Genomic DNA, 12939 nt, shown 5'->3' on the forward strand with positions numbered 1-12939 from the left:
TGTATAGAATGAATGTCTAATAGTATCAAACACAATTAAAACAATATTTGGAGACTGTATCTTGCTTAAATCACCTAAATTAGTACTGCGTGGCCTTGTAGCGCTAGTACTAAGCGCAGTACCCCTGTTTGCTTTTGCGCAACAGGCATATCCAACAAAGCCGATTCGTTTAATTGTTGGCTTTGCGCCTGGTGGAGGTACTGATATCGTTGCTCGCGCACTTGCTCCCAAGATGAGTGAGATTTTGGGACAAAGCGTCATCATTGAAAATAAGTCAGGTGCGGCTGGCACTATTGGCGCTGATCAAGTGGCTAAATCCAATCCTGATGGATACACCCTGCTGATGGGGCATTCCAACTCCAATGCGATAGCGCCATTTGTATTGACGAATGTTCCCTATAACCCAGCAACGGATTTCACACCGATTACCTATTTGGGATATGTACCAAACGTGTTGGTAGTTAAGTCTTCCTTGCCAGTCAATACTGTGGCACAGTTAATTTCACTTGCTAAAGCCAATCCAGGTCAAATGACCTATGGATCTTCAGGTATTGGGAGCACTCAACATTTAGCGGGTGCTTTATTTGCTAAGATTGCAGGCATTCAAATAAATCATGTGCCTTACAAGGGTAGTGGTCAGGCGATTATTGATTTGCTTGGTGGTCAAATCACGATGAACTTTGATACCTTGCCTCCTAACTTGCAACAAATTAAAGAGGGTGGCTTGAAGGCGCTAGCGATCTCTACACCAAAACGTTTATCTATTCTGCCAAACGTACCCACCTTCAATGAAGTCGGGATTGTGGGTTTTGATGTGACGAACTGGTATTCCATCATGGGCCCAAAAAATATGGATCCTGCGGTAGTAAATAAGATTGATCAAGCAGTAAAAGCAGCTATGGCTGACCCACAGATTAAAAAGACTTTGGACTCTCAAGGTTTGCAACCTGAAGGCCCGGCAACGCCGGCAGCATTTAGTCTGTTCTTGGCTGGCGAGCTAGCTAAATACCAACGCTTGGTAAAGAGTTTGAATATTAAGGCTGAATAAGTTTCATTGATGATGCAAAAAGATCAAGCGGGTAATGTTGCGCAAGTAAGCATAGAGCTTCGTGGCAAGCTAGCCTACATCACCTTCGACCACGTGGCAGCGCGCAATGCGATGACGGTCGGCATGTATGAAAGCCTACGGTCCATTTGCCAAGAGCTTGCCATGAATCCCAACATCCGGGTTGCCATTTTCCGTGGTGCTGGTGGCAAGTCTTTTGTTTCTGGAAGTGATATTGCGCAATTCACCAGCTTTCAGGACGGAGATGATGGTGTGCGTTATGAAGAGGCGATACACGATTATCTCAATCCTTTGGCGACGCTACCGATGCCCACGATTGCAGTCATTGATGGTATGGCAGTCGGCGGAGGTCTGGCGATTGCAACCTGCTGCGATTTTCGGATCGCAACGCCCGACGCAAAATTTGGGGTACCCATTGCGCGCACACTAGGAAATTGCTTGTACCCCGGTAATATTGCTTGGTTAGCAGCCCACCTCGGCATGAATGTCGTCAGGCGCATGTTGCTACTTGCTGAAATGATTCCAGCGAGTGAGTTACTTGGGCAAGGTTACTTGTTGGCAATCCATGAGGCCGATCAACTTGGCAAAGAGGCAGATATCTTGGCTGAACGTTTGGCTAAGCTTGCACCCATTACTCAAAAAGCAAGCAAACTGGCAATGGCGAGAATTATTGAGAATCAGCTACCCGATTGCCAGGATCTTATTCGGGAAACTTACGGTAGTGAGGATTTTAAAAATGGAGTTACTTCTTTCTTAAAAGGTGAGCCTCCAGTTTGGACTGGCAAATAATTTCAAGCTTGCAATTCAATTCAGCTCAATCCAAAAACACTTCTTGCAGGTTATTTAAATAGCGTAGGCCTAATTCGGTTGCCTTAAGCTTGCTAGGGTTCTCATCGAGTAAGCCTTTCTTACTGGCCTCGCTTAAGGCTTTGCTAATCACACTTAAAGGCAAACCAGTCCGTTCGCTAAAGGTGTTGGTAGCGACACCATCCGTTAGGCGTAGGGCATTGAGCATAAATTCAAAAGGCAGATCCTTAGCAGCAATCTCTTTTAACTCAATTAAGGCATTGCCTTTGCTTTCGATCGCAGACATATAAGTTTCTGGATGACGTTCCCGAACTTGACGTGTAATCTTTCCTGGGTAGGAAATCTTGCCATGAGCTCCAGCCCCAATGCCAATATAGTCACCAAAGCGCCAGTAGTTCAGATTATGTTTGCATTCTTGATCTTTTCTGGCATAGGCTGAAACTTCGTAGCGCCTGTAGCCTGCCTGAGTTAGTAAGGCTAAATTCTGTTCAAAGATGGCGTCGACTTCATCCTCGCATGGCAACTTCGGTGGAAAGTTTGCAAAATAGGTATTGGGTTCCAGCGTTAGATTGTAAAAAGACAGGTGCGGTGTTTTGAAAGACAGTGCTGTCTCGGTATCTAATTTGGCAGCCTCAAGACTTTGATTCGGTAAGCCGTACATCAGATCTAAATTGACCGACTTGAAGTGTTTGGTTGCAATCTCAACTGCACGCTTTGCTTCTGCACCATTATGAATCCGCCCCAGCGCTTTGAGTTGCGCATCTTGAAAGCTTTGAATGCCAAGAGAAACCCGATTGATGCCTGCCTTAGCAAAGCCCGCAAACTTTTCTGCCTCAACGGATCCGGGATTGGCTTCCATGGTGATTTCAGCATTGGGTTCCAAGCTGATTCGAGCGCGGACTGCCGAAAGTAACTCATCCATACCTTTGGCAGAGAGGAGGCTAGGAGTACCACCGCCAATGAAGATACTATGAACCTGACGACCCCAAGTATTGGCTAATTCCGTTTCCAGGTCAGTAATCAGTGCTTTGATATAACGCGTCTCATCAAAGCCTCCAGCTAAAACAGCGGATGCATCCTTAATTTGATGGGAGTTGAAATCACAATAAGGACATTTCTTTTCACACCACGGAAAGTGAATATACAAAGCCAATGGAGGCAATGCGCTTAGGCTAATGGTATTTGGGCTGGTGTTAAGCACGAGACTGCAATTGCTTGATAAGTTCACGCAAGGCTAAGCCGCGATGACTGATTAAATTTTTCTCTTCGGGTTTTAACTCTGCAGCCGTCAGACCTAATTCTGGTATGAAGAAGTGGGGGTCATAGCCAAATCCATCACTTCCTTTGGCTTCATTCACAATTTGACCGTACCAACGCGTTTGTACGATCAAGGGTTCAGGATCACTTGCGCTGTTGACCATGACCAGTGCACAAACATAGTGCGCACCCCGATCTGTGTGCGACCTTAAATTCTCAATCAACTGTTGATTGTTGGCAGCATCAGTAGCCAATTCTCCTGCATAACGAGCAGATAAAACACCTGGTTGACCATTCAAGGCATGTGCACAGATACCAGAGTCGTCCGCTAGTGCAGGAAGACCGCTCGCAGCGCTAGCATGTCGGGCTTTTGCAAGTGCGTTCTCGACGAAGGTATGATGCGGTTCCTCGGCAGAAGGGATGCCTAATTCACCTTGGGGAATTACTTCGAAATGTAGGGGTGCGAGAAGCGCTTTAAATTCTTTAACCTTGCCAGCATTATTGGAAGCGAGAACGAGTTTTTGCATAGCCTAGGGATATTTTTTACTGACGTTTTACTTCAATGCGTCGATTTGTAATTGAATCAGCTCTTGAATGCCTTGTTCCGCTAAGTCTAGGAGTGCATTCAATTCAGGTCTTGAAAAAGATACGCCTTCAGCAGTTCCTTGCAATTCAATCATGCCTCCTTTGCCAGTCATGACAACGTTCATATCAGTATCGCAAGAAGAGTCTTCTGGATAATCTAAATCTAGGACTGGCACGCCCTGATAAATTCCAACAGAGATAGCAGCTACGCTATCGATGATCGGGTCTTGAGTCAGTACACCACTCTGAAGGAGCTGATTGACTGCATCACGAGCGGCAACATAGGCGCCAGTAATTGCCGCAGTCCGAGTTCCGCCATCTGCTTGGAGTACATCGCAGTCAAGATGAATGGTGCGCTCACCCAATATGGCTAAATTGAAGACGCTACGCATTGCACGTCCAATCAGACGTTGAATTTCTTGAGTACGACCAGATTGCTTGCCACGGGCAGCTTCACGATCGCTGCGGGTATGAGTAGAGCGGGGAAGCATGCCGTATTCCGCGGTAACCCATCCTTCACCAGACCCTCTTTTATGGGGAGGCACCTTATCGAGAATGCTGGCAGTACACAGCACCTTGGTATCACCGAAGGCAATTAAGACGGAACCTTCCGCATGCTTGGTAAAAGCCCTTGTGATCGTAATAGGGCGCAGTTGTTTGGGATTGCGGCCACTAGGGCGGGTGATGTTGCCTGGGTTTGCGGTACTCATGGAATTTAGCCTTGAAATATAGTCTTAAGGGATTTGGATCAATCTACAATGTTCACATGATATCGAGCATGACTGGTTATGGCAGCGCTTCTCGCCAAGTCTCCCTAGGAGCGGGTGTAGTTGCTGATCTGCAGGTTGAATGTAGGGCTGTTAACAGCCGCTTTCTGGATCTCGGCTTTCGTCTTCCAGACGAATGCCGTGGGGCTGAACCTGCTTTGCGAGAGCTGGTGACCCAAAGCCTTTCTCGGGGAAAAGTCGAGTTTAGGGCTGCATGGCGTATTAATAGCGCTGCTGCTGGGGCTGCTAAAGCCAACCCCCATTCCCTAGGGGCAATCAATCAAGACCGTTTAGACGCGCTCTATACCCTGCAAGAAAAAGCCCAAGATGCTTTTCCAAAAGCCCAAGAGCTGAGCATTGCTGAAGTTTTACGTTGGCCTGGTGTAGTTTCTGAGCTCCGTGGCGAGGAAGAAGGTTGGATAGCTGCCACTATTGAGGCAGGTAAGGCAGCTTTGGCTATGTTGATGGAAAGTCGCCAGGCTGAAGGCAAAGCTTTAGTAGAGGTGCTAACGAATATCACCGGAAAAATGCGTGAGATTGTGAAGACCATCGAACCAAAGCTTCCTCAATATGTTTCGCAATACCAAGAAAAGCTCACTGAGCGTTTATCAGAAGCATTGGCCGCGCAAGAACAAGCTAAGGCCGGCACTGAACTGATGGAGCGTATTCGCCAAGAGGTGGTGCTTTATGCGGTGCGGATTGATATCGCTGAAGAATTTGCCCGCCTCAAGACCCACTTACAAGCGGTTGATACCGCTTTAGTAGGTAAGGGGCCAGTAGGGAAGCGTTTGGATTTCTTGATGCAGGAGTTAAATCGTGAAGCAAATACACTGAGTTCAAAGTCTGTTTCTGAAGAGTGCACTCAAGCCGCCCTAGAGCTCAAGCTTTTTATAGAGCAGATGCGTGAACAAGTTCAAAACCTAGAGTAATCTTTACAATAAATCTATGACTAGTTCTAAGCCAACCCCTGCTTACCAAGGTAGCATGCTGATGATTGTGGCGCCGTCAGGCGCAGGGAAATCGTCGCTAGTCAATGCCTTGTTACAAGACGAAGCAGGTGTGAAGCTCTCTCTTTCGACTACTACCCGTGCACCAAGACCAGGTGAAGTTGACGGAAAAAATTATCGCTTTGTATCTCAAGAAGAATTCATTCGCGAAAGAGATCAGGGTCAATTTTTAGAATGGGCTGAAGTGCATGGCCATTTTTATGGCACTTCAAAGCCGTGGATTGAATCGCAAATGCAAGCTGGCAATGATGTGATACTGGAAATTGATTGGCAAGGTGCACAGCAGATTCGCAAACTCATTCCCTCAGTGCAATGGATCTTTATATTTCCTCCTTCAATTGAGGCTTTAGAAGAGCGTTTACGAAAGCGGGGCCAGGATGATGAGGCGACGATTCAGAGGCGTTTAGCTGCTGCACATGTGGAGCTATTGCACGCACCCGAGGCAGATTACATTGTCGTCAACGACTCCTTTGATCAGGCTCTGGTTGATCTAAAGCACATTTTGAGCTCCAGTCGCCTGCGTTCTGGGCCTAGCATGGCCAGAAATCCAGCACTTTTAAGGCGCCTCGGGGTCTAATCAGTTATCCTATGGGTATTGAAGCTAAATTGAAGTGAGTCCAGCATGGCCCGAATTACTGTAGAAGATTGCCTGAAAACTATCCCAAATCGTTTTGAACTCGTATTGGCTGCGACCTATCGCGCTCGCCAATTAGTTCAAGGTCACTCCCCACGTGTTGAGTCCAGAGATAAAGCGACTGTTGTTGCATTACGTGAAGTTGCTGCTGGTGTAACTGACCGTGACATGCTGACCAAAGTACCTTTGTAATTTAGGAGTTCCGGTGTGGAGCTCCCTCTAGGTACGCCCAAAACATCGGAATTAGTAGGAGGGGTCTCGCCCCAAGAGACCTCGCTTGGAATTAAGCAAGCAGATCTGTCGGCTATACCTTCAGATACACCCACTCAAAACGGTAAAAAATCCATTCTTGCAAGTTTGTTGGCACAGTCAAGCCGACACTTGTTTGGACCTACTTCTGCGCCGACATTACCCTTAAAGCATCAAGTTGTTTCTATTGAGGGATTGCTCGCAAAGCTGACCTATCTCAAACCAGAAGAAATTACGCAAGTTCGAAAAGCATTTCAATTTTCAGATGCGGCCCACTTAGGTCAATACCGCCATAGCGGTGAACCCTATATCACTCACCCAGTTGCTGTTGCTGAGCTCTGCGCCACTTGGCGTTTAGATGCCCCATCCATCATGGCAGCCCTTTTGCATGATGTGATTGAAGATACGGGTTGCACCAAAGCTGATCTAGTTGAAAAGTTCGGCGCGAAAGTGGCAGAGCTAGTCGAGGGTTTAACGAAGCTCGATAAATTAGAGTTTCAGAGCCATGCTGAAGCGCAAGCTGAAAGCTTTCGCAAGATGTTTATGGCAATGGCGCGCGATGTGCGCGTCATCCTCGTGAAGTTAGCCGATCGTACCCACAATATGCGCACCCTAGATGCGGTGCCGATGGAAAAGCGCCGTCGGGTAGCTGCTGAAACCATTGAGATCTACGCACCTATTGCCCATCGCCTGGGCCTCAACGTTATTTATCGCGATCTTCAAGATCTCAGTTTCCGTTATTCCATGCCGATGCGTTTTCGCGTCATTGAAGGTGCAGTTAAGCGCGCTCGAGGTAACCGCAAGGAAATGATAGAGAAGATTTTGCAAGCGACGCGTATGTCTTTTGCGAAAGTCAATCTTGAGGTTGATCTTCGGGGTCGCGAGAAAACACTCTTTAGTATTTACAAAAAGATGCGTAGCAAACACTTGAGCTTTTCTCAAGTATTGGACGTGTATGCCTTTCGAGTAACGGTGCGCAGTATTGATGAGTGCTATCGTGCTCTTGGTATCTTGCATTCCTTATACAAACCCATGCCTGGTAAGTTTAAGGATTACATTGCGATTCCGAAGTTAAATGGTTATCAATCTCTTCACACCACCTTATTAGGTCCCTCAGGTGTGCCAGTGGAGTTTCAGATTCGTACGGCAGAGATGCATGCGGTAGCAGAAGCCGGTGTGGCTGCACATTGGGCATATAAGGATGGTTCACCGGATATGAGTGAAGTCCAGAACCGCGCTCATCAATGGTTGCAATCCTTGATTGATATACAGGATAGCAGTGGCGATTCACAAGAATTTCTAGAGCATGTCAAGATTGATTTATTCCCAGATGCCGTTTATGTATTTACACCTGCGGGACAAATTCGGGCTTTACCAAGAGGCGCTACTGCACTTGACTTTGCCTATTCCATTCATAGCGACCTTGGTAATACCTGCGTCGCTGTCAAGATCAATGGCTTGCAACTCCCTTTGCGTAGTGAGCTTAAAAATGGCGACATTATTGAAGTAGTGACTTCTGCTAACTCCCAGCCGAACCCGGGCTGGTTAGCATTTGTGCGTACTGGTAAAGCACGGGCTTCGATACGCCACTCTTTAAAAACCAAACACTATTCAGAATCATTACAGCTGGGTGAACGTCTTTTGGCCAATGGTTTGCGTCAGCAAGGGGTGGATGCCGCTTTGCTGACACCAGAGATTTGGGAAAAGCTCATGCATTGGACAGGTGACAAGACACGTGAAGAAGCTTGCGTCAATATTGCCTTGGGTCGTCGTTCTCCTCAGGAGTTAGCAATTCGTCTGAAGATATTGATTGACGATGAAGGTGGTGACGAGCAAATGCGCTTAGGTGCGGTTGACTGGGTATCCCCTAACCAAGAAATTAATCATCACCAACGCCAGGCAATCTTGGTTGACGGGCGTGAAGGCAACTCTATGAGCTTCCAGACATGCTGCCATCCAATACCGGGCGACCATATCATTGGTTATCTCGGTAAAGGTGAGGGCCTACAAGTCCACGCTAACGATTGCCCAGTGGCATTAAGAATGCTTTCAAAGGATGGTGATAAATGGGTAGAAGTAGAGTGGGGCAAAGATGTCAATCGAGAGTTTGAAGTAGATCTTGCGATTGATACTCGCCAAGGTAAAGGGGTCTTAGCACGTGTCGCAAGCAGTGTGACTGCTGCTGATTCAAATATCATGAATGTTTCGATGGAAGATCGTTATAAGGAAGACTCCGTCACTATCCGATTCACTATACAAGTTTACGATCGCCTTCATCTATCCAAAGTGATGCGTAGTTTGCGCACAAATCATGATGTCATGCGCGTCACTCGTATACGGGCACTTTAATGTCTGATAAAGCTGTCTTAGAGATATTGCACCTCTAAGATTTCAATTTCGCATGGCCCCGTTGGCGTTTGAATTGAAACACAGTCTCCCAATCTCGCTTTGATGAGTGCTTTAGCAATGGGGGAGACCCAACTGACATGACCCTTATCTAGATCAACTTCATCTACTCCAACAATCGTGATGAGGATTTCTTTTCCAGCCTCATCACCCTGAAGAGCGGAATAGGTCACCGTTGCACCAAAGAAGATTTGCTCAGCATCTACATCGCCAGATTTTCGCGCGGAATTGTCCACCACTACCGCAAATTCCAGTCGTTTATTGAGGAAGCGAATCCTTCTATCGATCTCTCGAAGCCGCTTTTTCCCATAGATATAGTCGCCGTTTTCTGAACGATCACCATTGGAAGCAGCCCAGTGAACCACTTTTACAACCTCAGGCCGATCAAGGTTTAAAAGCTGCAGAAGCTCGGTTTTGATCCGTTCGTGACCGCTTGGCGTAATGTAGTTTTTCTCTTCCATGGCATAATTATGGATGTTGCGGCTGTAGCTCAGTTGGATAGAGTACTTGGCTACGAACCAAGGGGTCGTGGGTTCAATTCCTGCCAGCCGCACCATCCCATACAGGGCCTAGTTGAGAAACTGGGCCCTTTTTACTTTCTAGAGCATTTCATCAAGATCCCTTATAGTTGGGCTATGAGCGTTTCTGCCCCGATTTCATCCATTTCTGCTGATTCCAAGGCCCCAGTAGCGGTTTGGACGCAAATGGATGCATCGAATGCCAAAGTAGCTCTCAATGGTGTAGTGAATGTGTATTCCTTGGGTGGAGTTTGGACGCAAATTCAAGCGTCTCAAAATGCATGGTTAAAACAAAATTCCAACCAGACCTTAACTTTTGACGCGTCGCAAGTATCCTTTTTTGATGGTGCAGGCGTTGCTTTTTTGATTGGCATAGAAGAGGCTCAACAAAAAGCAGGAGGGAAATTTAGTTTAGTGGGCTTGGATGCACGCTACCAACCCCTACTAAAAGAGTTTGATCCAATCAACAATTTGTTTCCTGTTCCAGCTGTAAAGCCAAAACGCAGTTTTATCGTTAGCACTGGAATGGCAGCGCAGAACTTAATTGATGACGCAAAAGGATTGATCTCATTTACGGGGCATTTAGCCTTAGACTTATTTTGGTCATTGCGTCATCCAGGACAAGTCCGCTGGGGTGATTTTGTGAATACAGCGGTAGAGGCAGGCATTGCTGCATTGCCTATCGTCGGTTTAGTGTCCTTCTTGATTGGCGTTATTTTATCTTTTCAGGCTGCGATTGGGATGGCGCAGTTTGGTGCTGTTTCCTTTGTGGGGCCCTTAGCAGCACTTGGGATTGTTCGCGAAATGGGTCCGCTCATTACCGCTATCTTGCTGGCAGGCAGATCATCAGCGGCATTCGCTGCTGAGATTGGCACCATGACAGTAAATAGCGAGGTAGATGCATTGGTCTCTGGCGGCTTAAGTCCGATGAGATTCTTAGTAGTGCCTAGAGTACTGGCTGGCATTTTAGTAGCACCGATTCTGACGCTATTTGCAGACATTGTGAGTGTGATTGCTTCAATGCTAACAATGCAAATTTATGGGATTCCATTTATTAATTTTTATAACGGCATGTTAGCTGCCGTCAATGTAGAAGACATTGGCTCAGGTTTAATCAAGGCTACTTTATTTGGTGTGGTTGTTTCAGCTATGGGATGTTTGCGTGGTATGCAAACGGGTACAGGCGCAGCAGCAGTCGGTATTTCTGCGACCCGTGCTGTAGTGAGTAGCATTGTGATGATTGTGGTGGTTGATGGTATTTTTGCCTTCATCTCTTATAAGACTGGCTTCTAATGACCGATCTTACTAATTCTACTTATGCAATTGATGTTCAAAACCTCACGGTAGGTTATGGCTCAAATGTATTAATGCAAAACCTCAATTTCACTGTCAGCAATGGCGAAATCTTTATCATTCTGGGTGGCTCAGGATGCGGAAAGTCGAGCCTTCTCAAGAATCTGTTTGGCCTGTATCAGCCCTTAGGCGGAGACGTGCTGATTGAGGGACAAAACATTACTACTGCTCAGGGTGCTGAACGTCAAAAAATCATGACGAGTTTTGGGGTGATGTATCAGCAAGGCGCTTTATTCGGCTCGATGAACTTGCTTGATAACGTCACCTTATTTATGGAAGAGTACACAGACCTTACTCAAGACCAAATGGATCTATTGGCGCGCTGCAAATTGGATTTAGTTGGTTTATTACCTTATGAGTCCTATATGCCTAGTGAGATCAGTGGAGGAATGCAAAAGCGGGCTGCCATTGCTAGAGCAATGGCTCTTGATCCCAAGATTTTGTTTTTGGATGAACCTTCAGCAGGTCTTGATCCCATCACTTCCGCAGATCTAGACAGCACGATTCAAGATTTATCTAAAAATTTAGGCATTACCTTTGTAATCGTTTCACATGAATTGGCTAGTATTTATGCCATTGCCGATAAAGTCATTATGTTGGACAAGGATGCTAAAGGCATCATTGCAGAAGGTGATCCAAAGGTTTTAAGAGACACCAGTCAAGATCCTAGAGTGCATCAATTCTTCAATCGCATTATGAGTAAGGACGCAGCATGAGCAATAACTCAAATCCCAACTACTTCCGTTTAGGTGTTTTTGTGCTTACCGCAATCGGCGTGCTGATAGCCTTGATACTCATCTTTGGATCAGGCCAATTCTTCAAAAGTTCGTTCATGGTAGAGACTTATATCAAGCAGTCGGTTACGGGCTTAAATACGGGTGCCGATGTGCGCTTTCGGGGAGTGAAGATTGGCCAAGTAAAGTTGATTGGCCTATCTGGCGATATCTATGAAAGGGAAGTTTCTTTCCATGAACGTCGCCAGTATGTGGTGGTGCGGATGCAAATTTTTGGGGACAAGGTCACGGAAGAGCAGATAGCTGAATTTGTAGAAAATAATTTACGTGCACGTGTGAAATCCATGGGTATTACTGGGGTTAGTTACGTCGAATTTGATTTCGTAGCAAAAGGGGCGGAAACACCAACGTTGGAATACGAGTGGACCTCAGCTTACCCAGTAATACCTTCCATGCCAAATCAGGCTGATGAAATTATCTCGGGAATTCAAAAACTCATTGGATCCTTGAATGAGATGAAGGTGGGGGAAGTACAGAAAAAACTCGATTCGCTACTAGATAATCTCAATGTCATGATTGGTGGCGATGGCAAAGGAAACGAAGGCGTTATTCGTTCTGTAAAAGATTTGAATGTGATTTTGGCGCGTATTGCCAAGGTAACCGACAAGGAAGAGTTAAGTGTATTGATGCGCGAGTTAGTTGGCGCAACCGTAGCCCTGCGTCAAACGATTACCAGCATTCAGGGTGATACCACCATGACTATAGAAAATCTCAAGCAAACCAGCGAGAACCTCAATGAATTGAGTCGCATTGCAAGTCAATCGCCCGCCAGTTTGATCTGGGGTGAACCGCCACCCAAGTTCACACCACCATTGAATGGCGCACAAGGTCAGTCAGGAGCGCAAAAATGATGAAGCGAATTCTATTTCCATTCATACTGATGGGGCTGGTTTCCTGCAGCTTGCCAACCCGTGCCCCAGTAACGCCATCTAGCTGGCTGGTTGCCCCTGAGCGCATGGGTGAACCTCTTAAGCCGCGTTCGGATCTCTGGCTAAAGGTAGGCACCGTATCAGTCGCCCCACCATTTGATGGGAAGTCCCTTGTGTACCGCATTAGTGACCAGCGTTACGAAAAGGATTTCTATAACGTCTATACCACCATCCCAGCAGAAATGATTGCAGATGCTGAGCGGCAATGGCTTAATAAGGCCAATATTTTTTCAGCTACCGTAGGCCAAAGTAATAGTTTCTTTCCTTATTACACTGTGCAAGCTACTGTAAATGAGTTTTATGGGGACTATCGTGTTCGACCAGAAGCGGTAGTTAGCATGGAGTTTTTCTTGACTGCAGAGAGTGGTGGAGCAGCTAAACCGATGATTGGGGCAAACCGCTATACCAAGCGCATTCCTCTGAAAGACAATAGCCCTGAGTCACTTGTGTTGGGGCAGCAACAAGCACTTGCTGAGATTTTCAAGCAATATGAAGAGCAGTTATTTAAATACGCTGCGAATTTGCCGAAACCAATCGGATATTAAATTGATGAAGTTTGGGAGTTGA

At 46.4% G+C, this 12939-nt stretch carries 14 protein-coding genes and 1 tRNA gene; 11 read left to right on the plus strand and 4 right to left on the minus strand.

The window, feature by feature from the left end:
* The first annotated feature begins 61 nt into the window (after positions 1-61).
* Together ICN45_RS00350 and ICN45_RS00355 are read left to right on the plus strand one after the other, a co-directional pair.
* The gene (locus ICN45_RS00350; protein WP_216171942.1) at positions 62-1048 is read left to right on the plus strand and encodes a Bug family tripartite tricarboxylate transporter substrate binding protein; all 987 of its coding nucleotides are present in this window, start codon (positions 62-64) and stop codon (positions 1046-1048) included.
* A gap of 9 nt (positions 1049-1057) precedes the next feature.
* Entirely contained in the window at positions 1058-1855 is a 798-nt protein-coding gene (locus ICN45_RS00355) for an enoyl-CoA hydratase/isomerase family protein (protein WP_255531027.1), read from the plus strand.
* 25 nt (positions 1856-1880) lie between these two features.
* Here the strand turns inward: ICN45_RS00355 and hemW are convergent, their stop codons facing one another.
* From hemW to rph, 3 genes are read right to left on the minus strand one after another with little or no spacing between them, the layout of a single operon-like run.
* Positions 1881-3074 (minus strand): radical SAM family heme chaperone HemW, encoded by a 1194-nt coding sequence (gene hemW, locus ICN45_RS00360; RefSeq protein ID WP_216171944.1) that lies wholly within the window; start codon positions 3072-3074, stop codon positions 1881-1883.
* Positions 3067-3657, minus strand: coding sequence for an RdgB/HAM1 family non-canonical purine NTP pyrophosphatase (rdgB, locus tag ICN45_RS00365; protein WP_216171946.1), 591 nt, complete (start codon positions 3655-3657; stop codon positions 3067-3069). Before rdgB ends, hemW begins: the two co-directional genes overlap by 8 nt.
* Before the next feature lie 27 nt (positions 3658-3684).
* Positions 3685-4425 carry a ribonuclease PH gene (gene rph / locus ICN45_RS00370; RefSeq protein ID WP_216171948.1) on the minus strand — a complete coding sequence of 247 codons (741 nt, stop codon included), beginning with the start codon at positions 4423-4425 and terminating at the stop codon, positions 3685-3687.
* Between the two features lie 56 nt (positions 4426-4481).
* On the opposite strand from rph, the gene ICN45_RS00375 reads away from it, so the two are divergent.
* Genes ICN45_RS00375 through ICN45_RS00390 form a run of 4 tightly spaced genes read left to right on the plus strand, consistent with a single transcriptional unit; the run spans position 4482 to position 8721 of the window.
* Positions 4482-5411, plus strand: a complete 930-nt coding sequence (locus ICN45_RS00375; RefSeq protein ID WP_216171950.1) for a YicC/YloC family endoribonuclease — start codon at positions 4482-4484, stop codon at positions 5409-5411.
* A gap of 16 nt (positions 5412-5427) precedes the next feature.
* Entirely contained in the window at positions 5428-6066 is a 639-nt protein-coding gene (gene gmk, locus ICN45_RS00380; protein ID WP_216171952.1) for a guanylate kinase, read from the plus strand.
* 45 nt (positions 6067-6111) lie between these two features.
* The gene (rpoZ, locus tag ICN45_RS00385) at positions 6112-6315 is read left to right on the plus strand and encodes a DNA-directed RNA polymerase subunit omega (RefSeq protein WP_011902918.1); all 204 of its coding nucleotides are present in this window, start codon (positions 6112-6114) and stop codon (positions 6313-6315) included.
* Positions 6316-6330: 15 nt separating this feature from the next.
* On the plus strand, positions 6331-8721 hold the full coding sequence (locus ICN45_RS00390; protein ID WP_216171953.1) for a RelA/SpoT family protein: 2391 nt from the start codon (positions 6331-6333) through the stop codon (positions 8719-8721).
* A 17-nt stretch (positions 8722-8738) separates the two neighbouring features.
* Here ICN45_RS00390 and greB read toward each other — a convergent pair whose 3' ends face one another.
* On the minus strand, positions 8739-9239 hold the full coding sequence (gene greB / locus ICN45_RS00395; protein ID WP_216171955.1) for a transcription elongation factor GreB: 501 nt from the start codon (positions 9237-9239) through the stop codon (positions 8739-8741).
* Positions 9240-9257: 18 nt separating this feature from the next.
* Between greB and ICN45_RS00400 the strand changes: the two genes are divergently transcribed.
* The 5 genes from ICN45_RS00400 (at position 9258) to ICN45_RS00420 (ending at position 12917) form a co-directional block, all read left to right on the plus strand.
* Positions 9258-9334 (plus strand) — tRNA-Arg (locus tag ICN45_RS00400).
* 79 nt (positions 9335-9413) lie between these two features.
* Positions 9414-10589 carry an ABC transporter permease gene (locus tag ICN45_RS00405; RefSeq protein WP_216171957.1) on the plus strand — a complete coding sequence of 392 codons (1176 nt, stop codon included), beginning with the start codon at positions 9414-9416 and terminating at the stop codon, positions 10587-10589.
* A complete protein-coding gene (locus tag ICN45_RS00410; protein ID WP_216171959.1) occupies positions 10589-11365 on the plus strand; it encodes an ABC transporter ATP-binding protein in 777 nt (258 codons plus the stop codon). Before ICN45_RS00405 ends, ICN45_RS00410 begins: the two co-directional genes overlap by 1 nt.
* Positions 11362-12294, plus strand: a complete 933-nt coding sequence (locus ICN45_RS00415) for an MlaD family protein (RefSeq protein WP_216171961.1) — start codon at positions 11362-11364, stop codon at positions 12292-12294. The genes ICN45_RS00410 and ICN45_RS00415 overlap by 4 nt, the downstream gene beginning before the upstream one ends.
* The gene (locus ICN45_RS00420) at positions 12291-12917 is read left to right on the plus strand and encodes a PqiC family protein (protein ID WP_216171963.1); all 627 of its coding nucleotides are present in this window, start codon (positions 12291-12293) and stop codon (positions 12915-12917) included. Before ICN45_RS00415 ends, ICN45_RS00420 begins: the two co-directional genes overlap by 4 nt.
* The last annotated feature ends 22 nt before the right edge of the window (positions 12918-12939 follow it).

It is taken from the genome of Polynucleobacter alcilacus (genome assembly GCF_018881545.1).
Classification (GTDB): domain Bacteria; phylum Pseudomonadota; class Gammaproteobacteria; order Burkholderiales; family Burkholderiaceae; genus Polynucleobacter; species Polynucleobacter alcilacus.

Excerpts from the sequence above, each read along its gene's own strand:
- ICN45_RS00405 (WP_216171957.1), top strand. The coding sequence starts at position 9,414 with ATGAGCGTTTCTGCCCCGATTTCATCCATTTCTGCTGATTCCAAGGCC.
- rdgB (WP_216171946.1), bottom strand. The coding sequence starts at position 3,657 with ATGCAAAAACTCGTTCTCGCTTCCAATAATGCTGGCAAGGTTAAAGAA.
- ICN45_RS00415 (WP_216171961.1), top strand. The coding sequence starts at position 11,362 with ATGAGCAATAACTCAAATCCCAACTACTTCCGTTTAGGTGTTTTTGTG.
- rph (WP_216171948.1), bottom strand. The coding sequence starts at position 4,425 with ATGAGTACCGCAAACCCAGGCAACATCACCCGCCCTAGTGGCCGCAAT.
- ICN45_RS00355 (WP_255531027.1), top strand. The coding sequence starts at position 1,058 with ATGATGCAAAAAGATCAAGCGGGTAATGTTGCGCAAGTAAGCATAGAG.
- ICN45_RS00420 (WP_216171963.1), top strand. The coding sequence starts at position 12,291 with ATGATGAAGCGAATTCTATTTCCATTCATACTGATGGGGCTGGTTTCC.
- gmk (WP_216171952.1), top strand. The coding sequence starts at position 5,428 with ATGACTAGTTCTAAGCCAACCCCTGCTTACCAAGGTAGCATGCTGATG.
- ICN45_RS00410 (WP_216171959.1), top strand. The coding sequence starts at position 10,589 with ATGACCGATCTTACTAATTCTACTTATGCAATTGATGTTCAAAACCTC.
- rpoZ (WP_011902918.1), top strand. The coding sequence starts at position 6,112 with ATGGCCCGAATTACTGTAGAAGATTGCCTGAAAACTATCCCAAATCGT.
- greB (WP_216171955.1), bottom strand. The coding sequence starts at position 9,239 with ATGGAAGAGAAAAACTACATTACGCCAAGCGGTCACGAACGGATCAAA.
- ICN45_RS00375 (WP_216171950.1), top strand. The coding sequence starts at position 4,482 with ATGATATCGAGCATGACTGGTTATGGCAGCGCTTCTCGCCAAGTCTCC.